This is a genomic window from Streptomyces hebeiensis, assembly GCF_052983195.1.
This window is the reverse complement of sequence record NZ_CM129812.1, coordinates 6,754,858-6,781,109: the sequence shown is the minus strand read 5'-3', so window position 1 is coordinate 6,781,109 and position 26,252 is coordinate 6,754,858. Positions and strand designations below refer to the sequence as shown.

The 26,252-nt window shown below is 72.7% G+C and carries 20 protein-coding genes; 8 read left to right on the top strand and 12 right to left on the bottom strand.

All coding sequences use genetic code 11. The features are described from left to right. Nucleotides 1–11 precede the first annotated feature (11 nt). The 5 genes from ACU6P3_RS29045 to ACU6P3_RS29025 all read right to left on the bottom strand — a co-directional run bounded on the left by ACU6P3_RS29045 (nucleotide 12) and on the right by ACU6P3_RS29025 (nucleotide 5,054). On the bottom strand, nucleotides 12–1,670 hold the full coding sequence (locus ACU6P3_RS29045; protein WP_447194811.1) for a cytochrome P450: 1,659 nt from the start codon (nucleotides 1,668–1,670) through the stop codon (nucleotides 12–14). Nucleotides 1,671–1,842: 172 nt separating this feature from the next. After that, a complete protein-coding gene (locus tag ACU6P3_RS29040) occupies nucleotides 1,843–2,457 on the bottom strand; it encodes a GTP-binding protein (RefSeq protein ID WP_030741532.1) in 615 nt (204 codons plus the stop codon). Beyond that, on the bottom strand, nucleotides 2,438–2,827 hold the full coding sequence (locus ACU6P3_RS29035) for a DUF742 domain-containing protein (RefSeq protein ID WP_447194810.1): 390 nt from the start codon (nucleotides 2,825–2,827) through the stop codon (nucleotides 2,438–2,440). Before ACU6P3_RS29035 ends, ACU6P3_RS29040 begins: the two co-directional genes overlap by 20 nt. After that, entirely contained in the window at nucleotides 2,824–3,231 is a 408-nt protein-coding gene (locus ACU6P3_RS29030) for a roadblock/LC7 domain-containing protein (protein WP_030741536.1), read from the bottom strand. The genes ACU6P3_RS29035 and ACU6P3_RS29030 overlap by 4 nt, the downstream gene beginning before the upstream one ends. Then, complete coding sequence (locus tag ACU6P3_RS29025) at nucleotides 3,228–5,054, bottom strand: sensor histidine kinase (RefSeq protein WP_447194809.1); 1,827 nt, start codon at nucleotides 5,052–5,054, stop codon at nucleotides 3,228–3,230. Before ACU6P3_RS29025 ends, ACU6P3_RS29030 begins: the two co-directional genes overlap by 4 nt. Nucleotides 5,055–5,389: 335 nt before the next feature. Between ACU6P3_RS29025 and ACU6P3_RS29020 the strand changes: the two genes are divergently transcribed. Beyond that, nucleotides 5,390–7,270, top strand: a complete 1,881-nt coding sequence (locus ACU6P3_RS29020) for a hypothetical protein (protein WP_447194808.1) — start codon at nucleotides 5,390–5,392, stop codon at nucleotides 7,268–7,270. 48 nt (nucleotides 7,271–7,318) lie between these two features. On the opposite strand, the gene ACU6P3_RS29015 is transcribed toward ACU6P3_RS29020, so the two are convergent. Next, entirely contained in the window at nucleotides 7,319–9,535 is a 2,217-nt protein-coding gene (locus ACU6P3_RS29015; RefSeq protein WP_447194807.1) for a tetratricopeptide repeat protein, read from the bottom strand. A 224-nt stretch (nucleotides 9,536–9,759) separates the two neighbouring features. Here ACU6P3_RS29015 and ACU6P3_RS29010 point away from each other — a divergent pair, with 224 nt between their 5' ends. After that, complete coding sequence (locus ACU6P3_RS29010) at nucleotides 9,760–10,728, top strand: helix-turn-helix transcriptional regulator (protein ID WP_447194806.1); 969 nt, start codon at nucleotides 9,760–9,762, stop codon at nucleotides 10,726–10,728. 170 nt (nucleotides 10,729–10,898) lie between these two features. Then, complete coding sequence (locus ACU6P3_RS29005) at nucleotides 10,899–12,455, top strand: D-alanyl-D-alanine carboxypeptidase family protein (RefSeq protein ID WP_447194805.1); 1,557 nt, start codon at nucleotides 10,899–10,901, stop codon at nucleotides 12,453–12,455. On the opposite strand, the gene ACU6P3_RS29000 is transcribed toward ACU6P3_RS29005, so the two are convergent. After that, complete coding sequence (locus ACU6P3_RS29000; protein WP_447194804.1) at nucleotides 12,361–13,248, bottom strand: pentapeptide repeat-containing protein; 888 nt, start codon at nucleotides 13,246–13,248, stop codon at nucleotides 12,361–12,363. The two genes, ACU6P3_RS29005 and ACU6P3_RS29000, sit on opposite strands and share 95 nt — an antisense overlap. A 275-nt stretch (nucleotides 13,249–13,523) precedes the next feature. Here ACU6P3_RS29000 and ACU6P3_RS28995 point away from each other — a divergent pair, with 275 nt between their 5' ends. Together ACU6P3_RS28995 and gap are read left to right on the top strand one after the other, a co-directional pair. Beyond that, the gene (locus tag ACU6P3_RS28995; RefSeq protein WP_447194803.1) at nucleotides 13,524–14,471 is read left to right on the top strand and encodes a GlxA family transcriptional regulator; all 948 of its coding nucleotides are present in this window, start codon (nucleotides 13,524–13,526) and stop codon (nucleotides 14,469–14,471) included. A gap of 264 nt (nucleotides 14,472–14,735) precedes the next feature. Further along, a complete protein-coding gene (gap, locus tag ACU6P3_RS28990) occupies nucleotides 14,736–15,734 on the top strand; it encodes a type I glyceraldehyde-3-phosphate dehydrogenase (protein ID WP_447194802.1) in 999 nt (332 codons plus the stop codon). Nucleotides 15,735–15,825: 91 nt separating this feature from the next. Here gap and ACU6P3_RS28985 read toward each other — a convergent pair whose 3' ends face one another. From ACU6P3_RS28985 to ACU6P3_RS28975, 3 genes are all read right to left on the bottom strand, one after another. Beyond that, the gene (locus ACU6P3_RS28985) at nucleotides 15,826–18,486 is read right to left on the bottom strand and encodes an ATP-binding protein (RefSeq protein WP_447194801.1); all 2,661 of its coding nucleotides are present in this window, start codon (nucleotides 18,484–18,486) and stop codon (nucleotides 15,826–15,828) included. A gap of 262 nt (nucleotides 18,487–18,748) precedes the next feature. Further along, on the bottom strand, nucleotides 18,749–20,125 hold the full coding sequence (locus tag ACU6P3_RS28980; RefSeq protein ID WP_447194800.1) for a M14 family zinc carboxypeptidase: 1,377 nt from the start codon (nucleotides 20,123–20,125) through the stop codon (nucleotides 18,749–18,751). A 230-nt stretch (nucleotides 20,126–20,355) separates the two neighbouring features. Then, nucleotides 20,356–20,895: an ATP-binding protein gene (locus ACU6P3_RS28975; RefSeq protein ID WP_447194799.1), complete on the bottom strand. Its 540-nt coding sequence runs from the start codon at nucleotides 20,893–20,895 to the stop codon at nucleotides 20,356–20,358. Between the two features lie 173 nt (nucleotides 20,896–21,068). On the opposite strand from ACU6P3_RS28975, the gene ACU6P3_RS28970 reads away from it, so the two are divergent. Both ACU6P3_RS28970 and ACU6P3_RS28965 read left to right on the top strand, forming a co-directional pair. Beyond that, nucleotides 21,069–21,908, top strand: coding sequence for a helix-turn-helix domain-containing protein (locus tag ACU6P3_RS28970; protein WP_447194798.1), 840 nt, complete (start codon nucleotides 21,069–21,071; stop codon nucleotides 21,906–21,908). After that, nucleotides 21,905–22,162: a DUF397 domain-containing protein gene (locus ACU6P3_RS28965; RefSeq protein ID WP_447194797.1), complete on the top strand. Its 258-nt coding sequence runs from the start codon at nucleotides 21,905–21,907 to the stop codon at nucleotides 22,160–22,162. The genes ACU6P3_RS28970 and ACU6P3_RS28965 overlap by 4 nt, the downstream gene beginning before the upstream one ends. Before the next feature lie 44 nt (nucleotides 22,163–22,206). On the opposite strand, the gene ACU6P3_RS28960 is transcribed toward ACU6P3_RS28965, so the two are convergent. After that, nucleotides 22,207–22,773 carry a TetR/AcrR family transcriptional regulator gene (locus ACU6P3_RS28960; RefSeq protein WP_447194796.1) on the bottom strand — a complete coding sequence of 189 codons (567 nt, stop codon included), beginning with the start codon at nucleotides 22,771–22,773 and terminating at the stop codon, nucleotides 22,207–22,209. A 127-nt stretch (nucleotides 22,774–22,900) separates the two neighbouring features. On the opposite strand from ACU6P3_RS28960, the gene ACU6P3_RS28955 reads away from it, so the two are divergent. Then, nucleotides 22,901–24,139 (top strand): MFS transporter, encoded by a 1,239-nt coding sequence (locus ACU6P3_RS28955; protein WP_447194795.1) that lies wholly within the window; start codon nucleotides 22,901–22,903, stop codon nucleotides 24,137–24,139. 107 nt (nucleotides 24,140–24,246) lie between these two features. Here ACU6P3_RS28955 and ACU6P3_RS28950 read toward each other — a convergent pair whose 3' ends face one another. Continuing rightward, the gene (locus tag ACU6P3_RS28950; protein ID WP_447194794.1) at nucleotides 24,247–26,022 is read right to left on the bottom strand and encodes a multicopper oxidase family protein; all 1,776 of its coding nucleotides are present in this window, start codon (nucleotides 26,020–26,022) and stop codon (nucleotides 24,247–24,249) included. Nucleotides 26,023–26,252: the final 230 nt, after the last annotated feature.

Below are 26,252 nucleotides of genomic sequence, written 5' to 3'. Positions count from 1 at the left end.
TCAGGGACTCACTACCCCTTCCACCAGCGGGTGACGAACCGCCAGGCCCGGACGGGCGCGCTGTCGGTGTGCTGCCGAGGGATCGCCGAAGACGCGGGAACGGACGCGGAGTCGGTGGCGGCCCCGGGGGCGGGCCCCGGGTCCACAGCCGTCGGTACGGCCGTCGGCACGACTGCCGAGGCGCCCGGTGCCGCACCCGCCTCCGCGCTCGTCGCCGTGCGCGCCGAGGCGGCCTCGGTGGCACCGGCCGTGTCAGCGGGCACCGGCATCGGCCGCTCCCCCGGTACGGCCCCCGGGGGCGGCGAAGCAACCCGCCACTCCCGCGGGGGCGGTACGACGACCGCCTCGCTGGGCGGTACGGTCACGTCCTGCGGCGGCCTCGGGGCGAACGTCACGGGAAGTTCCAGCAGCTGGCGTGACATCAGCGCGCCGCGGTAGCGCAGTTCGTGCTCCTCCACCGCGAGCTGGACGTCCGGCAGCCGCATCAGCAGGGCGTCGACGCCGGTGTCGGCGATGGCCCGTCCGATGTCCTGGCCCGGGCACTCGTGCGGGCCGCCGCTGAAGGCGAGATGGGCCCGGTTGCCCCGCATCGAGGCGCTCGGCTCAGGCCGCACCACCGGGTCCACATTGGCCGCCGCGATACCGACGATCAGCGCGTCGCCGGCCTTGATGCGCTGTCCGCCGAGCTCGGTGTCCCCGACCGCCCACCGGCCGAAGATGCTGGTGAACGGGGGCTCGTCCCACAGTGTCTGCTCCACCGCCTCCGGCAGCGTCATATGGCCGCCGCTCAGCCGGGCGCGGAACCTCGGGTCGGTGAGCACCATCCGCAGGACGTTGGCGATCAGGTTGGCGGTGGTCTCGTAGGCGGCGATGAGCACCAGCCGCAGGTGCTGGCTGACCTCGTCGTCACTCAGCCCGGCCGGGTGCTCGGTCAGCCAGGTGGCGAAGTCGTCCTCGGGTACGGCCCGGCGGCGCGTCACCAGCCGGCGCAGCACCGACATCACGTACTCGTTGGACTCGTTGGCCGTCTCGGTGCCCTTGATCATGTCGCGGGCCGCCTGCACCAAGCGCTCGCTGTACTCCTCGGGCATGCCGATGATCTGTGCCATGACCATCATCGGCAGGTGCTCGGCGAAACGGCTGACGAGATCGGCCCTGCCGTCCCGGCAGAAGTCGTTGACGAGCCGGTTGCTGTGACGGTTGATGTAGCGCCGGACGCCCCGGTGGTCGATGCGCCCGATCGAGTCGGTGACCGCTCCGCGCAGCCGCTCGTGCTCGGCGCCGTCCGCGAAGACGCAGATGGGCTGCCAGGTGAAGATGGGCGCGAGCGGATGGTCGGGCGGCGCGGTGCCGTCGTGCAGGGCCCGCCAGCGCCGGGAGTCTCGGGAGAACTGCGAGGGCGTGCGCGTCACGTGCAGGTTCTCGCTGTGCCCGAGGACCAGCCAGGCGGGTACGTCGCCCTGGAGCAGTACGGGGGCGACGGGACCGTGCTCGGCGCGCAGCTTCTCGTACAGGCCCATGGGGTCCTTCTCGGCCTCGGGCCCGTACAGCCGTCGCACACCGTTCGGGCCGAGGCCCATGCCGCTGATGTCCAGGCCATGGGCCGGGCAGCCGGGCGGCGGCGCCGCGCGGTCGTCCGATCCGGGTCGGTGGGAAAAGGGGGTGGTCACGGTCGGTCGCTCCAAAAATCGAGCAGGGAGAGTTGGGGTGTGGTGGGGCGGCAACGGCGGCGCCGGCGTGCGGGCGTCGGGCGTGCACGGCAACGGCGGCATGGCCGGTCGGCCCGGCCGCGGCGTCGGCGTGCGTGTCCGTCGGCCCGGCCGCGGCATGGGCGTGCGTCGGTCAGCCCAGCGGTAGCGCCAGCGAGTGCAGGTAGCGCATGAGGGTCAGCAGGACATCACGGCTCGACGCCCGCAGCCGCGCGTCACAGTCGACCATCGGGACCTCGTCGGGCAGGTCCAGGGCCGCCCGCAGCGCCTCCACGGGGTGATGCGGCGCGTCGGGGAACGTGTTGACGGCGACGACGAACGGCACGCCTCGCTCCTCCAGGCGGCCGATCACGTCGAAGCTGACCTCGAGCCGCCGTGTGTCGACCAGGACGACGGCCCCGAGAGCGCCCTCGAACAACCCGTTCCACAGGAACCAGAAGCGCTCCTGGCCGGGCGTGCCGAAGAGGTAGAGGACCAGTTGCTCGGTGATGCTGATGCGGCCGAAGTCCATGGCGACGGTGGTCGCCGTCTTGCTCTCCACCCCGGAGTTGTCGTCCACGCCGACGCCGGCCTGGGTCATGGTCTCTTCGGTGGTGAGGGGGCGGATCTCGCTGACCGATCCCACCATCGTCGTCTTGCCGACGCCGAAGCCGCCCACGATCACCACTTTGACGGCGGAGGTCGCCGTGGTGGGCAGGACGTCCTCGGTCCGGGGCCCTGTGATCGTGTCAGAGTTTCTGAAGTCCATGCATCACCGCTTCGAGAAGGGACCGGTCGGGCAGTGCGGCGCGCGCGATGGGCGCGCGCGACTCGACCAGTTCGGTCGCGAGGAGTTCGGTCAGCAGCGCGGTCACCACGCTGAACGGGAGACTGAGGTAGGCGGAGATCTCGGCCACGGAGAGCGGGGCGCGGCACAGGCGCACGATCGCGGCCTGCTCCGGGGGCACCGTCGGTGACGCCGGCTCCCGTGCCACGATCATGGTGACCAGGTCGAGCGGTGCCCGCTCGGTCCCGTCCGGGCCACCGGTGATCACGTACAGCCGCTCCGGGTCCGCCGCCTCCGTATCCGCGATCTCCGGGCTCCGTCGCTCCCTCCGGGGATGTGGGGGCGGCGTCATCCGGCCTGCCCGTCATGGCGGGGCGGACTCGTCAGGTGGGCACCGATCCGGACGACCATGTCCCGCATCCGGGCGCCGACCAGGCCGGCGTCCACCGTGTCGTCGGTGAGGACGGCGAGATACGCGCCGGTCCCGGCCTCCATCAGGTAGAAGAAGCCGCCGTCGATCTCGATGACGACCATCCGCATCCGTCCGTCACTGTGCGGGATCTCGACGGCGACGGCGGCGGCCAGGCTCTGCAGCCCGGCGCAGGCCGCGGCGAGCCGGTCTGCGACGTCCGGGTCGCCACCGTGCCGGGCGATCCGGAGTCCGTCCGCCGAGAGCACCACGATCTGCTGGATCTGCGGTACTCCGTCGGCCAGTTCCTTCAGCATCCAGTCCAAGTTCGCCCGCTGCTGGATCACTTCAGATCTCCCTTGCCCCACGTGTCATCGGAATCGCCTTGGTCACCGGGCTGCCCCGCGACCTCCCCCGTACCGGTGGACGGTGTACCGGTGGACGGCTCGTGGGGGGTGCCGTTGACCGCCTTGGTGAACGCTTCGAGCCAGACGCCGGGGCCCGGTCTGCCGTCCGGCGCCTGGAACCCGGACCCCGTCATGGACCCGGCCCCCGGTACGGGCCCGGTGGTCCCGGCGGCCGCGCCGTCGCCGTGGTCCGGGCCCCGTACTCGGCCGCTCTCGTTACCGTTCAGCCGGTCCGGACCGGCCGACGCGTGACCGTTGACGGAGCCGACGGCCGGTCCGCCCGCCGCGGCGGGACCGCGGGTGTCGCCGCGGTGGCCGCCGGCCGGGGAGCCCTGCTGCCATTCGGAGGACGAGGAGCCCGCTCCGTAGCGCGCGGCACCCAGGTTGTGGGAGCCGAGCGGGGCACGGCCACGGCTGCGGCGCTGGGGCAGGCCGTTCTCGGTCCACTCCGTCACCACCGGTACGTCGTCGTCCATTCCGGCCGGGAGGGGCACCGTGCGCTGCGGGCCGGTGACCGGCCGGGGCTTTCGGTTGGCGGGGCGCAGCACGTCCTTGGTGGGCAGGTCGTCGGCGGCCCGGGGCAGGGCGGCGGCGCCGATGCCGTGGGCGATGCCCGGCGCAGGCCCGGTGGTGATGATGTCGTGCGGCACGATGAGGACGGCCCGGACCCCGCCGTACGCCGACTGCCGCAGCGAGACCTGGAGGTTGTGCATCTGGCAGAGCCGGCCGACCACGGCCATGCCGAGCCTGGGCGTGTCGCCGAGGTCCTTGAGGCCGAGTCCGAGCTGGGCCTGGGCGAGCATCCGCTCGGCCCGGCGCCGCGCCTCCTCGCTGAGGCTGACACCGCCGTCCTCGATCTCGATGGCGATGCCCGTCTGCACCTCGACTGCGGTGACGTGGACCCGGGTCTGCGGCGGTGAGTAGCGGGTGGCGTTGTCGAGGAGTTCGGCGCAGGCGTGGATGAGCGGTTCGACCGCCGTGCCGACGACGGCGACCTTGGCGATCGAGTGCAGGTCGACGCGCTGGTACTCCAGGATCCGGGACATCGCCCCGCGCAACACGCTGAACAGCGGTACGGGCTTGGGCCATTGGCGGCTGGGACGCGCCTTGCCGAGCACGGTGATGCTGTCGGCGAGGCGGCCGATGAGCGCCGTACCGTGGTCGATGCGCAGCAGGTCGTCGAAGACCTCGGGGTTACGGCCGTGCGCCTCCTCCATCGCCCGCAGTTCGCTGGCCTGCTGGTGGACGATCGCCTGCACGCGCCGGGCGATGTTGACGAAGGCGCGCTGCGCGGACTCGCGCATGGCGTCCTCGTCGTCGGCGAGGTCCAGGACGGACAGCAGCAGGGAGCGCTGGGCGTCGGGCAGTCCGCGGTACCGCTCGTCACCGTCCACGACGGCGCGCATCACCTCGGCCGGTGATTCGCCCTGGCGCAGCCGGTGGACCGCGACCGGCATCAGCTCCTTGCCGAGCCGGACCGTCGCCTCGTCCTGTTCGGTCAGGCGCCGTTCCAGTCGGGCGATCCGGTGCCCGTAGCCCTCGTGGATCGCGCGTGCGGCCCCGGCGCGCCGGTGCAGCGCCCGGGCGTACCAGGCGACGACGACAGTGGCGGCCACGCCGTAGCAGATCAGAGGTATCCGGGCGGATTCGGTGACCAGGGACGCGGTGCCGACCGTGACGGCCGCCGCCAGGAGGACGGGGATGACCAACACGCGGGCAACTGCGGACTCTTGATCTTTCGGGGGGATTTCGTCACGAACCATGTAAGCCTTCTGGCGGTCAATGCTGATCGGTCATATACAAATGATCGAGACACATAGGAACAAGTGCCTGATTACGTATCAACTCTGCGCACTTCGCGAGAGCTTAGTCCGATCGGATCGCCACATCGGCATATTCCCGGAACCTCGCGCGCAGGCCACACCATCGGGCATAGACTCGCGCGTTTGCACGCTGCGCTTTCGAATCGGCACCCATCGTGATTGCCGCGGCGGCCTCGTACCCGGCGAGCGCGCTGGGTACGGTGACGCGGCTATCGTGTCCGGGCACCCGGAGCGGTGACGTGACGACGGCCGATGGCGACACGGGGAGAGAGCGGTTGAGCGAGGGAGGGACCGGCTGGATACGGGTGCCGGTGGGGGCCGACTCGACACGGTGGACGACCCGGGGACGCTGCAAGCGCGTGCTCTTCGTCGTACACAACGTCACTTCCGCGACCCGGCTGCTGGACGTCCTGCCGCTGTTCCGGGACGACTTCCGGATACAGGCGCTGGCCACCTGCACGGGTTCGTCACCGTTCCAGGCGGGGGTGCGGGAACTGCTGGCGGAGACCGGCCTTCCGGTACTGCCGTGGGAGCAGGCGCTCGGGCTCCCGGTGGATCTGGCGATCTCCGCGAGCTTCGGCGGCGAACTCCACCGGATACAGGGGAAGTTGACCGTTCTCTCGCACGGTGTTGGCTACAATAAGAGGCTGGCGACACCGGACACCGGACACCGGACACCGGACACCGGGCGCCTCTCGCCCGAGGCCGAGACCGAGGCCGGCCCTGATCCCGGTGCGCGTCCCGATGCCGCGCCGCCCGTCTTCGGACTCTCCCCCGAGTGGCTGCTCGTGGACGGCTCCCCCGTCGCCGACGCGATGGTCCTCTCCCACCCCGAACAGCTCGACCGGCTGCGTGCCGCGTGTCCCGACGCGGCGCCCACCGCCGTACTCGCGGGCGATCCGTGCTTCGACCGGATGGCGGCCGCCCGCCGCCACCGCGAACGCTTCCGCCGGGCCCTGGACCTGCGCCCCGGCCAGCGTCTCGTCCTCCTCAACTCGACCTGGAACCCCTCGTCCCTGTTCGGGGACGGCGGCGGCGCGGACGTGCTGCCGTCCCTGCTGCCGCGGCTGACGTCCGAACTGCCCGCGGACGAGTACCGCTCGGCGGCCGTCCTGCACCCCAACATCTGGTACGGCCACGGCCCCGGCCAGATCCGTGCCTGGCTGGATCGGGCGCGGCGCGGTGGTCTCGCGCTGGTCGATCCGGTGACGAGCTGGCGCCAGGCGCTGATCGCGGCGGACGTGGTCATCGGGGACGCCGGATCGGTCAGTTACTACGCGGCGGCGCTCGGCATTCCCGTCCTGATGGGCGTGGACTCGGCCGGCCTGCTCGACGCCGGCTCCCCCGTGGCCTCGTTCGTGCGGCAGGCGCCGCGTCTCGTGCCCCATGTGCCGCTCAGGACCCAACTGGAGAGCGTGCTGGACGGATCGGGGCCGCCACGGGGTCCCGCCGAACTCGTCTCCTCGGTCCCGGGCCGAGCGGCGGCGCTGCTGCGACGGCACTTCTACGAACTGATCGGCATCCCCGAGCCGCCGGAGCCCGCGCTGCTGGATCCGCTGTCGCTCCCCGCGTACGAGCGCGTGGAACGGACCGCTCCGATGCGGGTGACGACGCGGCTGCCGGGAGCCGGCGAAATCGAGGTGAGCCGGTACGCGGACCCGGTGTCGCCACCGCCGGGCGAGGGCGAGGCGCACCTGGCCGTGCACGAGGACACCCGGGACCCGGGCGTGCTCGCCCTGGCGGATGTGATCTACCGCTACGGCGCGGCCGACGACGTACGGTTCGGCGGCCCGGGCCGGTGGACGGCCGAGGTACTGGACCGGATGCCGGAATGCGGCCTGGCGGCCTTCGTCACCGATGACGGCCGCTGCGTCGCCCGGGCCCGGGGCGGCCCGTTGGTCCTTCTCGACGGCGCTCCCGGGGCCGAGGTCCCCCGGTCCGCGGATCCCGCCCTGTTCGCCTCGGCCCTCTACGCCTGGCTGGCGGCGGGCAAGAGCCTTCGGGACCTGGCCGCGAGCGGGATGACCGTATGGACCGGGACCGGCACAGGAACCGAGACCGAAACGACGGCCGACGGCGCGAGGGCCGACGGCGCGTGCGCGCATCGGGTCTCTGTCACCTCCATCACCCCGGCGACACCGACCGACGTTCCGTGAGCCGCGCCCGGGTCCGGGCCCGCGTCGGGCGGGCGGCCTCGTTCCGGGTCAGTCCAGCGAGTTCACGCACCGCGCGCGCAGCGACCTCAGATGAATGAGGTGGTATGCCGCCTTCTCCTCGTCCAGCATCTCCGTCGCCCGGTCGATCAGCGGCAGGGCGCCGCTCGCGTCCCCCGCGTCCAGAGCGACCTCGGCGAGATCGGTGAGGCTCCGGGCCGCGTTGTAGGCGTCACCACAACCGCAGAAGTACCGCAGCGCGTTCTCCAGCCGCTCGCGGGCCTCGGTGAAGCGGCCCAGGCCGCGCAGCGCCCGGCCGCGGTGCCGCTCCAGGAGGGCATGGGCGCGCGGCAGGTCCCGCTCCCCCTCGTCGCCCGGCCCGATGCCGGCGAGAATCCCGGCCGCCTCGTCGAAGCAGCCGTACGCCTCCCTGAAGCGCCACTGCCGCAGCCGCAGGAGTCCCAGGGACTCGACGGCTGAGGCATGGCCGCGCGCGTGCCCGGCGTCCTTCTCGGCCTCGGCGGCGGCGGACAGCTCCGCCTCCGCCTCCTCGTACCGCCGCAGCTCCATCAGGTCCAGGCCCAGCAGCGAGTGCATCCGGCCGGCCATGCGGCTGCCCGGGTGCCGCGCCTCGGCCACGCGCACGCCCGCCCGGAGGGCGGGCAGCAGCTCGTCGTGGTGCCCCGCCTTGAGCTGGAGCGGCCAGAGCGCCTGGCACAGCTGGTAGACGGAGTCGGCGTCGCCGAACTCCTCCGCCGCGTGGACCGCTTCGATCAGGTTGCCGCGCTCGGCCCGCAACGCTGTCAGCGCCTCGCCCTCCGATCCGTACGGGGACGCGTCCCGCGCCGATGCCTCGAAGCGGGGCCCGAGCCCCCAGGAGCCCGGCAGGGCGGCGAGCCGGGCCCGAACGGCGAAGTCCAGATACCACCGCACCGATCCCGCCACGGCCGCCGAGCAGCCCGCGATGCCGTCCTCGTGGAAGGCCGCCTCCACGGCATGACCGCGTATCGAGGGCCGGTAGCGGTAACGGGCCCGCTCCCCGTCCCCGTCCTTGCCGTCCTGGCCGGTCGTCACCGGGTCCGTGTCCGGGTCCGCCTCCACCGGCTCCAGCAGCCGCCGGTCGGCCAGCTCACCGAGGTGCCGGGCCGCCTCGCCCTCCGACATGCCCACCGTGTGCGCGACGACCGGGGCGGCGAAAGCCGGCCACTCGCGCTGCGCCATCAGCCGGTACACCCTGGCGGCGGTCGGCTCCAGCATGCGGTACGCGCGCTCGGCCGCGGCGCGAACGGGACCGCTCCCGGTCGGGGGACCACTCTCTGGCATGGTCGGTACCTCCTCCAGCCGGTGCGGGTCGGACAGGTCGGGCACGGCCGCCCGCAGCGCGAACGGCGAGCCTCCGCACCGCTCCAGGACCCGGGGCAGTACGGCCCTGGCCCCGGCCAGGGTCTCCTTGCCCACAAGTCTGGTCAGCAACCGCCGGGCATCGCTTTCGGACAGCGGGCCGACGGGGACCGGTACGGCGTCCAGTCCCGGCAGGAGGTGGCGGGCGACCACCACGGTGAACACCTCGGGAGCCGAGGTCAGCAGCGGTCTGACCTGCGCGGCCGAGTAGGCGTGGTCGAGGACGACGAGAACCCGTCGGCCGGTCAGGCAACGGCGGAACGCCTCCCGCCGGTCCGCCGCGCCCGGCGGAATCTCCTCCTGGTCCATGCCCAGCTGCCGGAGCAGGCTCCGCAGCACCTCGGCCGAGCCGACGGCCGTGCCGGACGAGGCACCGCGCAGGTCCGCGTACAGCTGCCCGCCCGGATAACGGGCGGCTTCCCGGCAGCCCCAGTGGACGGCCAGCTCGCTCGTCCCGATGCCCTCGGGACCATGGACCAGCGCGACCCGGGGCCGGCCGTCGGGCTTGCGGCCGGCCTCCCGCCGAAGAACCCTCATCGGGCCCTCACGGTCGGTGAAGAAACGTATGGAGGGCGGCAGGGTCGGTACCGCCCGGGCGGTGCCGACGGAGGCGGGGCCGGGAGCGGCCCGCGCGAAGTCCTCCCAGGCCCGGGCGAGCGCTGGGTCGGTCCTGAGCGCCTGATGGATCTGCTCCGCCACGGCCGCCACCTCGGCCCCGCTCGTGGGCGCGGTCACCTCCCGTCCCAGCGCGCGCCGGCACAGGCCGCCGAGGGATTCCCAGGCCCATTTCCCGGCCTCGTTGCCCATCCCCGCGCCGACGGCACCCACCACAGCGGTGATCGCCGCCACGGACAACGGATCCAGCATGCCCAGCTCCCCCCCCCCGGCCGTCCCCCCGGTTCAATCTTCCAGGATCAACCGTAGTCGGCATCATGGCAGGTTGGGAAAGGTTGGCGCGTACTCGCAACGCCTTTTGCCCCGGGCCGGGTTCGGGTATGGGGCGCGGGTTGCGCGCTGGTGCCGGAGGGGGACATCCGGAAGGTACCGAGCGGTATCAGGCAGGTCCCGGCGACCGACCCGATACTGACTGCATGACCCGACACGGAGAGCTGGGCATCGCCCTGCACCGCTGGCGTGAGCGGATGACACCGGCCGAGGCCGGGCTTCCCCGGGCCGAGCCGCACCCGCGGCCCGGCGCCGTTCCCGGGTCCGGGTCCGAGGCCGGTTCCGGATCCGTGTCCGAGGCCAGGTCCGGGTCCGTGTCCGAGGCCGGTTCCGGGACCGGGCTGCGGCTCGCGGAACTGGCCCGGCTGACCGGCCTGTCCGAGGACTACCTGGCCAGGCTGGAGGAAGGCCGGGCGACCTCCCCGTCCGTCCAGGTCCTCACCGCGCTGGCGCGCGCCCTGTGCCTGTCCGACGACGAGCGCGGACACCTTTTCCTGCTCGCCGGGCAGTCGCCGCCCGGCACCGGGCGCGTGCCGGACCGCGTCCCCGCCAGCGTGCGGCGGCTGCTCGGCAGGCTGCCGGGCACCCCGCTCGGAGTGCACGACGCGGCCTGGAACCTGATCACCTGGAACCCGCTCTGGGCGGCGCTCCTCGGCGACCCGGCGGCGGCCTCCGGGCGGGACCGCAACGCCGCCTGGCACCACTTCACCGGCGTGCCCGGCCGGATCACGTACACCCCGGAGCAGGAGGCCCGCTTCGAGGCGGCCCTGGTCGCCGACCTCCGGGCGGCGACGGTCCACTACCCCACCGACGTCCGGCTCCGCTTCCTGATCGGGGAACTGCGCCGGGTCAGCGGCCGGTTCGCGGTGCTGTGGAACTCCCGTATCACCGGCCTCCACGACACCACCGTCAGGACCGTCCGGCACCCGGAGGCCGGCTCCCTGACCCTGGAGTGCGACACGCTGACCGTACCGGGGTGCGATCTGAGGATCACCGCGTACTCCGCCGCGCCCGGTACCGCTGCCGCCGACCGGCTCGAACTGCTCGACGCGCTCGGTCACGACGCGGGCCTGAAGGCGGCTCCTGGAGCGGCTCCGGAGACCGCGCCTCTCTGACCCCAGCGCCTTCCATCACCCGTTCGGGTGCGGAGTCATCGTGGTCACGCACCGTACGCGGAGGGCTCGACCGCCGCCCGCTCAACCCGGCGCGCCGGGGCGGGTGGCGTATACGTCCGGACGGCTCAGGCGGCGGTGCGCGCGGCGCGGACCGTTCCTACGGTGGCTGAATGTGCTTCAGATCCGTGCCGCGCCCGAGCCCCGCGCGCCTCGTCCGCACCGCGCGCTCCGTCCGCACCGCACACCTCGTCCGTAGCGGGTTCTCCGCCCGCACCACGCACTCCGCGCCCTCCGCGCTCCTCGCGACGGCGGTGTTCCTCGCCACCGGCCTGCTCGTCCTCCTGCCCGCGTCCGCGCCGGCCGCCGCGGATCCCCGTGCCGATCCGGCCACGCGCGGCGCGAGTTTCTTCGTCTTCCCCGGCTCGGCGGGCCCGCACGGCACCGCCGTCTCCCGCACCTCGGGGCTCCCGCTCCCGCTCGGGGCGCGACCCTCCCCCGGCGCCTCGACGTCCGCCGGCCCGGGAGCCCCGGCCGCCTCTCCTTCGGTGGCCCGGGGGACCCTCGTCGACCGCAGGCTGCTCCACCGGCCCGGCACCCATGTGCGGCCCGCGCGGGGCGTGCCCCGGCCGCCGGAGCTGTCCGCCCTGTCCTGGCTGGTCGCCGACGCCCGTACGGGTGACGTGCTGGCCGCGCACAACGCCCATCTCGAACTGCCCCCCGCCAGCACGCTCAAGACCCTGTTCGCCCTCACCGCCCTGCCCCGGCTGCCGGAACACGGCCGGCACACCGTGACCGACGCCGAGCTGGACGACATCGGCCCCAACAGCAGCACGGTCGGTATCGCCCCGGGGCTGGAGTACGAGGTGGCGGACCTGTGGCGCGGCGTGTTCCTCAGCTCCGGCAACGACGCGGTGCGGGCACTCGCCGCGATGAACGGTGGCGTCGACGCCACCGTCGCCCAGATGCGGGAGAAGGCGAAGCTCCTGGGGGCGCTGGACACGCACGTCGTCTCGCCGGACGGCTACGACGCGCCCGGGCAGGTGTCCTCGGCGTTCGACCTGGCGGTGTTCGGGCGTACGGGTCTGGCCTCTCCCGCGTTCGTCCGGTACAGCTCCACCCGCGACGCGCTGTTCCCCGGCGACGGTTACATGTACGGCATCCACAACACGAACCGGCTGCTGAGCGGCGAGGACGGCATCGAACCGTATCCCGGCCTGATCGGCGTCAAGAACGGGTACACCTCCGGCGCCGGCTACACCCTGATCGCGGCCGCCCGGCACGGTGAGCGCACGCTGGTGGTCTCGGTGATGAACCCGCAGTCGGGCTGGTCGGGCGCGGTGTACGAGGAGGCGAGGGAGCTGCTGGACTGGGGTTTCAAGGCCGACGGCAAAGTGGCGCCGGTCGGCTCGCTCCAGCCCCCGCCGCCCCCTCTCCCGCCGCGGCCGGCGAAGGCGGGCCCGGAGCCGGGGCCGGTCGCGCAGGCGGTGCGGACCGCTCCCCCGGCGTCCTCGACGCCCGGCTCGCGCCCCGGTACCGCGTCCGCATCCCCGCCGACGCACGCCCTCGCCTCCGGGGACGAGGGCGGCGAGGGCGGCGAGGGCGCGCTGTCCGGCGTTCCGGTGCCCGCCGCCCTCACCGGCGCGGCCTGTGCCGCGGCGGCCTCCCTCTTCCTCGTACGGCGACGGTGGCGGGGCCGTCGGGCGTCCGCCAGTGGCCCGGGCGGCTGAGCGGGCCCGGCAGCCGGGTGGCGGCATCGCCCCTGGCCGCGTTGGTCTGGGACTGGGTGAGGAAGATACTGCCCGTCAGGTCGGCGCCCCGCAGATCGGCGTCCCTGAGGTCCGCCCCGATCAGGTCGGCCAGCCGCAGGTCGGCGCCCCGCAGATCGGCGGCGATCAGATACGCCCCGCGCAGATCGGCGCCCCTGAGGTCCGCGCCCATCAGCCGGGCCCCGAACAGGTCGGCCCCCCTGTGGTTCTTCTTCCTGCCCCGGACCTGCGCCCGCACCAGCTCGCTCGTGCGCAGCAACAGCGGATTGACGGCGGCCCGCCGGGCGGCCGGGTCCAGGGCCAGCAGGGCTTCGGCGTCGGTGGTGCGCGTCAGGCGCTCGGTCTCCTCCAGCTCGCGGCGCAGCTCGCCGTAGAGGGGACGCGCGGGCTCCAGCGTGAGGGCCTCGGTGAGGTACCACAGCACCTCGTGCAGCTGCCGCATCACCGGCAGCACGGCGAACATCCGCCGGGCGGCGGCCGGATCACGCCGCCAGTCCGCTCCTTCGAAGGTGACGCGCGAGACCTTCTGGCCCGCGCCGAAGCAGTCGTACACCGTGCATCCCCGGTAGCCGCGCTCCCGCAGCTCCGGGTGGACACCGCACCGGAAGTCCGCGGCCAAGTGGCCGCAGGCGTCGCCGGCGGCCTTGTCGACCGGGAAGTCGGCCGAGGCCGAGAAGGCCAGCGCGACGCAGCACAGCCCGGCGCAGCGTCCGCAGTCGGCCCGCAGATCGGAGCGGTCGGTTTCGTGGGACAAGGGGATCCGGATTCCTGTCGCGAGGGGCTGGGCGGTACGGGTGCGGCCGGGGCCTGCCCTGCCACCCGGACGAGCCCGAGTCTAGGACGTGCCGTCCGAGCGGCGCCGTCCGCCCGGAGGACGGGATCCGTGTCGTCGGGCAGTGGCAGGATGCTTGCGGTAGACGTCATCACGGTCATGGGCGCACGGTCGTGGGCGCACGATCATGACCGGGCCCGCGGGCCCGGTCGCCCGTGCGTCCGTGCGACCGCGGGAGGAAAGTCGGAGGAGGCCCGTTGGGTCACGAGAACCATCGCGTAGCCGTACTCGTGCTCGAAGGCGCGAAGCCGCTCGACGTCGGCATCCCGGCGCAGGTCTTCTCCAACCGGCCGAGCATGCCGTACGAGGTACGCGTGTGCGGCCCCGCGCCCGGACCGGTGACCGGCGGCGACGGCCTCTCCTATCACGTGGCCGAGGGCCTCGAAGGCTTGGCGCACGCGGACACCGTCTTCATCCCCGGCTACCGGGAGCCGGCGACGACGGAGCCGCCGGCCGCGGTCGTCGGCGCCCTCCTGGCCGCCCACGCGCGGGGGGCCCGGCTCGCGGCCATCTCGACGGGGGCCTTCGCACTGGCGGCCACGGGCCTGCTCGACGGCAAACGGGCGACGACCCACTGGCACTACACGAAGGCGCTGGCCGAAAGGCATCCGCTCGTGCTGGTGGACGAGAACGTGCTGTTCGCGGACGAGGGCGACGTGCTGACGTCGGCGGGCGCGGCGTCCGGCATCGACCTGTGCCTGCACCTGCTGCGGCGCGACCACGGCGTGGGACTCTCCAACCATGTGGCGAGGCGGCTGGTGGCGGCGCCCTATCGCAGCGGAGGGCAGGCGCAGTACGTGCCCCGGAGCGTGCCGGAGCCGCTCGGCGACCTGTTCGCGAGCACGCGTGAGTGGGCCCTGGCGCACCTCGCCGAACCGCTGACCCTGGAGACCCTGGCCCGCAACGCGCGGGTGTCGGCCCGCACCTTCTCGCGGAGGTTCGTGGAGGACACCGGCTACACGCCGATGCAGTGGGTGCTCCGGGCGCGCGTGGACCTGGCACGCGAACTGCTCGAACGCACCGATCTGGGGGTGGAGCGGATCGCCGCCCGGGTGGGGCTCGGCACCGGTGCGAATCTGCGTCTGCACTTCCACCGCATTCTCGGCATCTCCCCCACGGAGTACCGGCACACCTTCTCGCCCTGAGCCCGCCGGCCCTCCCCTTGTCCTTGGCGCGGCGTGGCAGCCTGGCGGGATCCTTGCGCGTCATGGCGTTCAGGCCACTGCCGGTCCGGGATCCGGATGGCGACGCTGGAGAGGCGGAACGAGTGGAGCCGCCCTCAGCACCCCCGGCTCCACGATCGTGCCGCATGACCAGCGCATTCCTCACCAGTGCGTTCATGACCAGCGCATGAGCACGGCATCGACGCACGCCCGGCGCAGACCCACGACCTGGAAGGCAGAGCCGCCATGACCCGCGTCGCCATCAACGGATTCGGCCGCATCGGACGCAACACCCTCCGCGCCCTGACCGAGCGCGACAGCGACCTCGACGTGGTCGCCGTCAACGACCTCACCGCCCCAGCCGACCTCGCGCACCTGCTCAAGTACGACAGCGCGCTCGGCCGCTTCGGCCGCTCCGTCGAGGTCGACGGAGCCGAGCTCGTGGTCGACGGCCGCCGCGTCAAGGTGCTCGCCGAACGCGAGCCCGCCGACCTGCCGTGGGCGGAACTCGGCGTCGACATCGTGCTCGAGTCCACCGGCCGCTTCACCGCGGCCACCGCCGCCCGGGCGCACCTCCGCGCGGGCGCCGGCCGCGTCCTGGTGAGCGCTCCCTCCGACGGAGCCGACGTCACACTGGCCTACGGCGTCAACACGGACATCTACGACCCCGCCGAGCACGTGATCGTCTCGAACGCCTCGTGCACCACGAACGCGCTGGCCCCCCTGGCATCCGTGCTGGACGACCTGGCGGGCATCGAGCACGGCTTCATGACGACGGTGCACGCCTACACCCAGGAACAGAACCTCCAGGACGGGCCCCACCGCGATCCCCGCCGGGCCCGCGCCGCCGGGGTGAACATCGTGCCCACCACCACCGGTGCCGCCAAGGCCATCGGTCTGGTGCTGCCCAACCTCGACGGCAAGCTGTCGGGCGACTCGATCCGCGTGCCGGTCCCGGTCGGTTCGATCGTGGAGCTGAACACGACGGTCTCCCGCGAGGTCACGCGCGACGAGGTGCTCGCGGCCTACCGTGGCGCCGCGGACGGTGAGCTCAAGGGCATCCTCGAATACGCCGACGAGCCGCTGGTCTCCAGCGACATCACCGGCCACCCGGCGTCGTCGATCTTCGACTCGGCCCTGACCCGCGTCGACGGCAGGCACGTCAAGGTGGTGGCCTGGTACGACAACGAGTGGGGCTTCTCGAACCGGGTCGTCGACACGCTGGAACTGCTCGCGCGCGCCTGAGCCACGCGTGCCGGGCGACCCACCCGGTCAGCGCCCCGCACCCCCACGGGGCCGCCCGGTCAGCGCCCCGCACCTCCATGGGCCCGGCCGGTCAGCGCTGCGCGTGCCGGGCCTCCAGCGCCGTCCTCGCCCGCCGCGCCAGCCCGTCCGCGCCGCAGCTCTCCGCCAGTTCCAGCCCGCAGGACAGCTCCGCCGGGAAGCCGGCCGCGATCCCGTACTCGATCCGCGCGGCGGCGCGTTCGTACGCGCACGGCGAGGACTCCAGGTGCGCCACCGCCTGTCCCAGCAGTGCGATCCGCGACTCGCGGTCCTCCTTCAGGGACGCCGCGCAGCACAGGGCGATACCGATGGCCGTGTGCGTGCCGAAGCGCTCGGCGCGGTCGCGGGCGTACGAGGCGAGCCGGGCGGCCCGGTCCGGGTCCTCGTCCGCGAGCGCCAGCGCCAGGTCGCACGCCCAGGGGGCCATGACGACGCTGTGCCGGCCCCGGGACGTCAACGCCCGTCCGGCCGCTTCGAGTTCGGCGACGGCCTCCCGCTTGCGGCCGAGCGCGAGCAGCAGCCGGCCGCGCACGGAGGGCGCGTCGGGGATGACGATCGAGGACGAGTAGGGCGTGGTGAACGCGTAGCGTTCGGCGGCCTCGTGCGCCTCGTCGACCCGGCCGCGCGCGAGCAGGGTGTCGATGAGCATGCAGGCGGCGTCCCAGTGCATGGGCAGCCCGTCGCCCACCCGGTCGGCCAGCCGCAGGCTCTCGCGCAGATACGTCTCGGCGTCCGCGAGCCGGCCGCGCCTGCGGTGCACGTATCCGACGAGCGCGTGCGCGAAGGCGAGGTGGCCGCCGCTCCAGCCGGAGATCTCGAACGCCCGCAGCGCCTCCGTGAACAGGCTCTCCGCGCGGTCGAGCCGGTCGGCGAAGGCGTACGAGAGGCCCAGCAGGGCCGGTGGTTCGAAGCCCCACGCGGCGTCGGTCCAGCCGATGCCGGCCGGAAGACCGCCGTCCACCAGCGCGCGGTCCGCGATCTGGACGACCTCCTCGGCGTTCTCGCCCCGGGCCGTGCCGTCGAAGGCGCGCAGCATCAGCAGGACGCGCTCGGTGTTGTCGCGCCCGGTGATCCCCTCCGCCGTACGGGCCAGCCTGCGCGAACGCCCCGGCCCGTCCTCCTCGACCGCCTGCACTCCCTCCCACAGGAAGTGCGCGGCCTGGAGCCGCATCCGGTCGGGTCCGGGCTCGGCGCGGGCCGCTTCGGTGGCTACCACGTGCGCGGCGTCCCCGGCCTGGTTGTTGTGGATGAGGGCCTGTGAGAGACGGAAGACGACGTCCACGCGGAGCGAGTCGTCCAGGTGCCCGGTGTCCAGCGCCGCCCGCAGATGGGCGACTGTGGTGGCGGGCGAGGTGAGCAGGGTGGCGCAGCCCAGTTCGTACTGCACGATGGGGCGGACGTGATCCAACGGCGGTTCGGTCAGGGCGCGTTCGAGGCAGCGCCGCGCGGCGTCGGGCGCCCCGACGGCGAGGTGCTCGGCGGCGGCCTCGCGCAACTGCTCGACCAGTTCCGCGTCGCCGTCCGGATGCACTTCGAGCAGGTGCGGTGCGGCGGCCGCCGCGCCCCTGCCGCTGCGGGTCACCGCCCAGGCGGCCAGGCCGTGCATCGCGGTGCGGACACCGGAGGGAATGGCGCGGTAGATGGCCCCCGCGATCAGCGGATGGACGAATTCGAGCGGGTCCGTGCCGACGAGAATGCGCGCGGCCCGCAGCCGCTCCGCGCACTCGTCGGCCTCCTCGTGGCTCATCCCCGCCAGCGAGACCGCGAGGTCGAGCGAGATGTCCGTGCCCAGGATCGCGGCGGCCCAGGCGAACCGGGTGGTCGCCGTGCCCAGTTCCTCCAGCCGGGCGATGAGTCCCTGGCCGCGCGCCGAGGCGCCCAGCGCCCGCAGCCGGTCGGCGGACTCCTCGACCGGGGCGAGCCCGGCGTCCCGCACCTTGGCGAGCAGTTCGACCGTCTCGTACGCGTTGCCGCCGGTCACCGCCCACACCTCGCGGCAGAACGGGTCGTCCGCCTCCTCGCCGAGGGCGGCCCGGGTGAGCCCGGCGGTGGCGTCGGCGGTCAGGGCACGCAGGCTGACCACCAGTTTGGCCGCCATCCCGAGCGTGTGCAGATGCCGTACGGCCTCCCCCACGGCCTCTTCCGTGCGGTACGCGACGACGACCAGCACGGGCTGCGCGCCGAGCGGGCGCTGCGCGAAGGAGGCGAGCCAGGCGAGGGTCTCCAGGTCGGCCCACTGCGCGTCGTCGACGACGAGGACGAACGGCCCGTGCACCTCGGTCAGGCGCAGGACCAGCTCGTCCAGCGCGTCCCGGACGCCCTGCGGGTCGGCGTGCTGCTCACCGGGCGGCGCTATGCCGAGCGCGGGGCCCGCGATCTCGTACCGGCCGCCGAGCAGGTCCCGCGCGTCCAGGGGCTCCCCGGCCGGTCCCGCGGTTGAGAAGGCGGGCAGCAGTAACTGCCGTACGACGTGGAACGGTACGGGGGTGACGGCCTCGCCGCCCCGCGCGGACCACACGGCGCAGCGGCCGTCCGCGAGCCGGCGCACCTCGGAGAGCAGCGCCGTCTTGCCGAGCCCGGCGGCACCCCGGTAGACGAGCAGTCCCCCGGTACGCGATTCCCCGCAGAGCGCGTCCACGGCGTGTGCCGCCGCGGCGAGTTCGGGCTCGCGCTCCAGCAGCGGGAGGGTGCCTTCGGACTCCGGGCGGTGCACCGGCCTACCTCCCCGTTCACGGGCTTGGTCTTCACGCATCGTCTTCTCGGCTGTCATCGGATCGCGCAGGTGAGCGGTGCTCGGGTCACCGTGGTGAGGGTACTCCGCGGCGGACCGGGCGAGCCTGGATAGCGACTATTTCGGCCGTTCGACTGCGCATCGACGAGTTTGGGCGTAGAAGGCGTCGTCGCGTGCGCGCGAGTCGCGGCGTCGGCGGCCTCTGCGGAGCCGACGGAGGCGGAGGCGGGGGCGGAGGCGGACCTCACGTTCGTACGGCTTTCGGCTCACTCGAGCGGGCGGCGAGTTCGGCCACGGCGAGGACCGTCCTGAACTGGTGCTCGACCTGGTCGTGCACGGGTATCCAGCGCGCCCCGCAGTCAACCTCGAAGGCGGCGCAGCGCCGGGTGAGGAAGCGGTCGAGGGTGGTCCGTACGTCCTCCGGCTCCGGGACGGACGGGCCGTCGGCGGCCGGTGCGGACGGAGCCTCGGACGCACCGGCGGACATCTGTCCCAGCAGGCCCGCCGTGCGGACGACGAGCCGCTGTGCGGCGATCCGCAGGGCCATGATCCGCGCCCGGTTCAACGGCAGGTCCCCGTCCTCCGGGCCGCCCGTCCCGCCGAGAGGGCCTTCGGGAGCCCACTCGTCCGCCAGGCCGGGGCAGACGGCCAGATACTCCTCGACCGGTGCGAGCAGCGGCGCCGTGGCGGCGGTGAGGGCCGGACGCACGCGTTCCAGGAGCCCGGCCAGCAGCCGGGCGTCCTCGCGCAGTCGGCGGCTGATGTCCTCCAGGGCGCCGTGCGGGTCCGGGTGGGGCGCCGTGTCGCCGACCTCCTCGACGGCCCACATCGGCGCTTCGACCACGGCGGTGAGAGTGCCGTAGCGGTGCGGACGCAACCAGGTGGATGTCGCGGTGGCCGCGGGCAGGGATAGGAACTGGTCGGCCTCCTGGGGCCGCGGCATGTCGTAGACGCCCGGACCGGGGCTCGGCCAGAAGAACGCGTCGTAGGGCCCGCGTTCGACGGGGATCCGGAACTCGGCCGCGGACCGGTTCAGATGATCGGCGAGTCCGGGCAGTTCCCGGGTCAGCTGGACGAAGCTGCCGCCGACGTCCACCCCGTGCAGGGAGCACTGGAGGTACGGCCGCAACTCGTCCTGGAGCCGGAGCAGGGCCCGTGTCTCGGGCATGGGCACCGCGCCCGGTTCGGTGGGCAGCCACTCCGGCTGCCGGGCGAAACCGGGGCGGAAGAAGTGGCGGTAGTGGTGGGCGAAGGTCATCGGGCCCTTGAGCCACCGCTCGTTGCGGCGGGCCCCGTCGGGGTCGAGGCAGAGGACGAAGTGCCAGGTGGTGTCGGAGATCCAGGGGCCGTACGGCCCCCTCGCCGACGGCCCGCCCGGGCGGCCGGCCCGGGCCAGGTAGTGGGCCAGCCGCAACGCGGTGACCCCGCCGATCGGTTCATTGGCGTGCGGCCCCGCGACGACGAGCACGTCCCGGCTGCCGTGCCCCACGGAGAGCACCCGTATCGGCTCGCCGGCCCTCGACCTCCCGATCGACCGCAGGACGGCCCGGCCGGGATGAGCGGTGGCCAGCGTCGTGGCCCGGGCGGTCAGTTCGTCCACCGTGAGATAGCCCCCTGGCACGACGGCCCCCGTTCGACTGCACTACGGCATCTCGACACCCCGGGCTCCGGCGACATCGCCGGCCCGCGAGGCATAGGCGATGCTCCGTCACGGATGGTGAGCGAGTCAACACCCTCGCGCCCGCCGGTACGTCTGATACGTCCGGGGTGGCCACGTCCGCCGACACCCGCCTGCCGGGGTTCCCGTGACGCCCCGGCCGGGCCCGTCCGCTCCGGGGCCAGCGGGAGCTCTCAGCCCCCGAGCGAACCGGGCCCGGGCAGGCCCACGTCAAGGGCGTGATCCACCTCCGCCCAGACCGTCTTGGTGTACGCGTCGCGCACCAGCCACCCCCAGCGGTCCGCGTAGGCGGCGACGAGCAACAGCCCCCGCCCGCCGGTCGAGTCCGGCGGGGGCGGTGGCGTGAGACCGGGCGCGCGGGGGAAACGGTCGGGGCGGGTGTCGATGACCTCGACCCGGATGGCGGTCCGCGCCAGCGCCAGCCGCACCTCGAAGTCCCGGCCGGGGGTACGGCCATGGGTCGCGGCGTTCGCGGCCAGCTCGGCCACGACAGCGGTCACCACGGCGGCGGTGGACGTGGCCCGCGCGATGCCCCAGTCGTCCAGCTGCTGCCCGGCGAGCAACCGTGCGAGCCGGGCGCCCCGGTGCGACGAGCTAAACCTGAGCCGGGACGGCGGGTACAGCGGCTCCAGCGGCGGAGGCGGGAGCGGGGCGGCGGGCGCGGCACCGGCCGCGACGACGGGCGCGGTGCGCGGGGAGTTCTCCGACTTCATACAGCGACCATCTCGTCACTCTATGGAATGGCGCCAGGTAGAAGCGGCGTACGTATCGGTCCTGTACGAGTCGGACCCCGTTTTGTACGGGCCGCACCCCGTAACCCGGGGCCGCCGTCGCCGTTGGCCGGTCAACTGCACATACGCGACAAACACGTTGGGGTGTGGGACACATGGCAACCAGCCGTCAGAAGAAACAGCGCGCCAAACGGGACGACCTGCCCGGCATCTGGGTCGGCTACGGAAAGCTGGTCAAGCTGCACCGGGAGCGCGTCCAGCTCACCCAGCAGCAACTCGCGGACGCGCTCGGGTACTCGGTGGAGCAGATCGCGTCGATCGAACAGGGCCGCAGGCCGGCGAAGTCGGCGTTCACGACGGCGGCGGAGGGGGTGCTCGACGCGCGCGGGACCCTGGAGGTGCTGCAGGACGACGTGGACCTGGCCAAGCTGCCCGCGTTCTTCCAGGACTTCGCGCGGATCGAGGTCGACGCGCTGTCCAGGTTCTCCTTCGATCCCCTGCTCGTCCCCGGCCTGCTCCAGACCGAGGATTACGCGCGAGCGCTCTTCTCCGCGCACTGCCCCGCACTCGACGACGACACCGTCGAGCAGCATGTCGAAGCACGGCTCAGCCGACAGAAGCTGCTGACGCGCACCCCGCCGGCGGAACTGTCCTTCATCGTCAGCGAAGCCGCTCTGACCACCGTGGTGGGCAATGCCGAGGTGATGAGCGCCCAGTTGCTGCACCTGCTGCGACAAGGGGCGGCGACCAACGTCCAGATCCAGGTCATGCCCGCAACTCGCAGCTTCCACCTGGGGCTCAACGGGCCTATGGTCGTGCTGGAGACCATGGAGCACCGCCATGTCGGCTACGTCGAGTCTCAGGGCGTGGGGCTCGTGATCACCGACGCAGCGAAGGTCAGCGCCTTCGGACTGCGCTATGGCAAGCTGCGCACGCTGGCCCTCAACACCGAAGAGTCCGCACGTCTTATCGAGCGCTTGGCAGGAGAACTATGAGCACGGGGCACATCACGGCCGGTTCCTCGCGACTGGTTTGGTTCAAGAGCAGTTACAGCGGATCGGATGGCGGGGACTGCGTGGAAGTCGCCTGGTCCAAGAGCAGCTACAGCGGATCGGGCGGCGGCGACTGCATAGAGGTCGCCCTCACCTCCCCCACCGTTCACATCCGCGACTCCAAGAACGTCCCCGGCCCGGTACTCCGCGTCCCCGCCCACGGATGGCGCGCTTTCGTGTCGTACGCCGCGTCCTGAGCCCCCGCACACCCCATACACTCCCGTACACCCAACTCCCCCCGTCACTTCTCCCCCTCAAGGCGGTCGACCACCGCGCGCACCGTCGCCAGCACGAGTTCGCGGTCCAGCGGCGCGCCCTCGAAGTCGCGGTGCATGGGCCAGCCCTCGATGAGGGCGTCGAGCGCGCGGCAGGTGGCCTCGGAGAAGTGCACGGCGAGGCTCTCGCGGCTGACGAGCAGCCAGTCCCGTCCGAGCGCGCGTACGGCGTCGTCGTGGTTGCCGTACGCGTACATCTCGAACAGCGCGGTCATCTCCCTCGGCGTGGCGTAGCCGGTGCCGCAGATCAGTTCCGCGACCGCCTCGCACGCCTCGGCCCGGGTCGTGGCCGCGCTCAGGACCTTCCGGTAGTGGACCGACATGGTCGATGAGAGCCGCCGGAACGCCGCTTCGAGGATCGCGGCCAGGCCGTCGAAGTAGTACGTCAGCGAGCCGAGCGGGACGTCGGCCCGCTCGGCGATGAGCCGGTGGGTCGTCTTGTGCACGCCGTGGTCGACGATGACCTCCAGAGCGGCGGCGACGATGCGGTCCTTGCGGTCCGGATCGTTCGCGACCTGCCTGCGCCCAGCCATCGGTCTTTCCTCCCACGGGCACGCGTCCACGTGCCTGCGACGACCTTCTCACAGATCCATGAGTGTGTACGCTTGTACAGAAAAGTGTGTACGTCTGTACATCACCGACGGCTGTGCAAGGAGTTCCGTGGCCACCACGATCGCGCGGCGCCGCCTGGCGCTCTACGCGTTGTTCTTCATCCCGGGTGTGGGAATCGCCTCCTGGGTGACCCGCACACCCGCGGTCCGCAATCTGCTGGAGGCGTCCACCGCGGAGATGGGCCTGGTCCTGTTCGGGCTCTCGGTGGGGTCGATGCTCGGCATTCTCTGTTCCGGCGCGCTCGTCGCGCGGTTCGGCGCGCGGCCCGTCATCGCCGTCGGCACATTGGCGTTGATCATCAGCCTGCCCACCATCGGGCTGGGTGGCGCCCTCTCGCTCAAGCTGCTCGTCGCGGCGGGGCTGTTCCTCTTCGGCGCGGGCATGGGCGGTGGTGAGATCGCGATGAACGTCGAGGGCGCCGACGTCGAGAAGGCGATCGGACGGCCCTTCCTGCCGGCCCTCCACGGCTATTTCAGCCTCGGTACGGTCGTGGGCGCCGTGGCGGGCATCGTCTTCACCGCGACGGAATTCTCCGTGGTCTGGCACCTCGTGATCATCGGCGTCCTGACCCTCTTCCTCTTCCTGCTCGCCATGCGCGCCATACCGGACGGCACCGGACGTGTTCCCCGGCGGGAGCGCCGGGGCGAGGTCGCGCGGAGCGGCCCGGCGCTGTGGAAGGACTCGCGTCTGCTGCTCATCGGCGTGATCGTGCTGGCGATGGCGCTCGCCGAGGGCACCGCGAACGACTGGCTGCCGCTCGTCATGGTCGACGGGCACGGGTTCGATCCCGCGCTGGGCTCGACGGTGTACGCCGCCTTCGCCGCGTCGATGACCGTCGGCAGGTTCGTGGGCGGGAGGATCATCGAGCGGGTCGGGCGCGCCAAGGTGCTGGCCGGGAGCGCGGTGTTCGGTGCCGTCGGTCTGGCGCTGGTGGCGTTCGTCGACGACCAGGTCGTGGCCGCGGCGGCGGTCGTTTTCTGGGGCCTCGGCGCGTCTCTCGGGTTCCCTGTCGCGTTGTCCGCGGCGGGCGACTCCGGACCCGACTCCGCCGCCCGGGTCTCCCTGGTCGCGACCGTCGGCTATGTCGCGTTCCTCGTCGGACCGCCGGTGCTCGGCTTCCTCGGCGAGGAGTACGGGCTGCGTGGCGCGCTGGTCGTACCTCTGGTCTTCGTCGCGGCTTCGAGCTTCCTCGCCCTCCGGGCGGTGGACACACGCGACACGACGATCGCAGACGGTGCGGACGACGCGACCGACTCGAACGACGCGGACGCCGTAACGCCCCGCTGACCGACGAGCCGGGGCGCCCTTCGGGTGGCGTACCGCGCTGAAGTGGGTCCCGGCCCGCTCGGGAGGAGGGCCGGAACCGGTCCGGACCTCCGCCGCGGCCGGCGCCGTCAGACGACCTCGTAGGTGCGCATCATCTCGTGGTCCTCGTGCTCCAGCATGTGGCAGTGCCAGACGTACACGCCGCGCTTGTCGAAGAGCGCCTTCACCCGGGTGACCTGGCCCGGGGGTGCCTGCACCGTGTCCTTCGGGCCCAGCTCGCCGGCTCCCGGCGGCACGGACTTGCCGACCGCGATGTTCGTCAGCGCGCCGGTGGTCCTGTCCTGGGTCGCCGTGAACGGCGCGCGGTCCACGACCTGGAACTGCACCAGGTGCAGATGGACGGCGTGCGAGTCCGCGGTGGTGTTGTAGAACTCCCAGACTTCCGTGCTGTTCAGCCTCGGCTTCTCCGTCACCGGGTCCAGCCATGCCAGCTTGCCCTTCTCCACCGTGCCGAGCATGGGCATCTTCCGGCCCGCGTGGTCCGTGGTCTTGAACAGCAGCAGCCGGCGCGTACGGGTCTTCGGCCGGCCCACCTTGAAGGGGGCTTCGCGCAGGGTGCGCGGCAGACGAGGTTCGGGCGTGTCCCTCTTGTACTTCCGGTCCACCCGGATCTGGAGCACGGAGTCGGTGGGCGAGGTGACAGGGGTTCCGTTCGGGTACGGCGACGGGGCGTCATTGGTGAGAGTGAACGTTTTTCCAGCGACGTCCCTGAAGTCGACGACCAGGTCAACCCGCTCGGCGGGCGCGATCACGAGCGACGTGTCGAGCCGGTGGGGCCGGTGCAGGAAGCCGCCGTCCGCACCGATCTGCGTGACGGGGAACGGCCACTTGCCCCCGACCGACAGCCGGTAGAAACGCGCGTTCGAGCCGTTGAGCAGGCGCAGCCGGTACTGGCGCGGCTCCACCGAGAAGTACGGCCACGCCTTGCCGTTGACGACGATGACCCGGCCGAAGTATTCGGAGCCTTCGTCCGCCCAGACACCCGGGACGTGCGGGGACGCGCCCGGGGCGTCCGGGTAGGCCAGGCGGCCGTCCGGGTAGAACATCCGGTCCTGGATGATCACTTCGCGCTCGTAGGGGCCGCCGGGGAGCCGGTTGTCCTCGATCAGCGCCAGTTCCCGGTCGTCCCGGAGCAGGTAGAACCCGGCCAGCCCCGCGTAGACATTGACCCGGGTGAGGCCCATCGTGTGGTCGTGGTACCAGAGGGTGGCGGCCTCCTGGGTGTTCTCGTACTCGTACTCCGGTCCGGTGAAGCGCTGTCCTCTGGCCCCGGCGGGCGCGTACCAGGAGTCCGGGTGTCCGTCGCCGGCCGGTTCGGTGTGCCCGCCGTGCAGGTGCGTCACGGTCGGTACGCCCTGCTTCTCGATGGTGTAACGGGTGCCGTGGTAGGCCCAGTGGATGGCCGTGTCCACCGGCAGCAGGTGACGGAACGGCAGTTCGTTGGCCCAGTCCAGCCGTACGGGCCTGTCGGCGCGCGCCACGACCGTCGGGCCGGGATACGTGACGCGCGTCCCGGTGCGCGGCGCGCCGCCCCGGCGTGCGGGTCCGTCCCCGGGCCCGTCAGCCGGCCCGTAGCCCCATACCGGTGTCTTCAGTCCGAGGCCGGCGCCGATGATGTCCTGAGTGGTCTGTGCCATGACCACGCGCGCCCCGCCGCCCTCCAGCAGGTCGATCCTCGGTGGCTTCGGGAGCTGATTGACGAAGCGTGGGATCGCCTTCACGTCCGCGACAGGCGATTTGTACTGCGGATCGTTGACCGACGGCAGCGGGCCGGCCCCGAGGGGCACCGCCGACGCGGGTGCGGCACGCAGCCCGCCCAGCAGGGCCGCCCCACCTGTTCCCACGCGCAGAAACGTTCTTCTCAACATGACTCGTCGTCACTCCCGAGGTCGGCCGTCCGTCAGAACCACGGAGGATGCTTACCGCGCGCGGGCTTTCCCTACCGCGCCATGCGCGTGCTTTCCCCATCGCGCCGCGCGCGTGCTTTCCCCACCACGCCCGGTGATGCCCTTCTTCGCTCGTGCGGGTGAAGCCGCCTGCCACCGACCAGGGTTCGGCTTCATCGAGTGTGTGC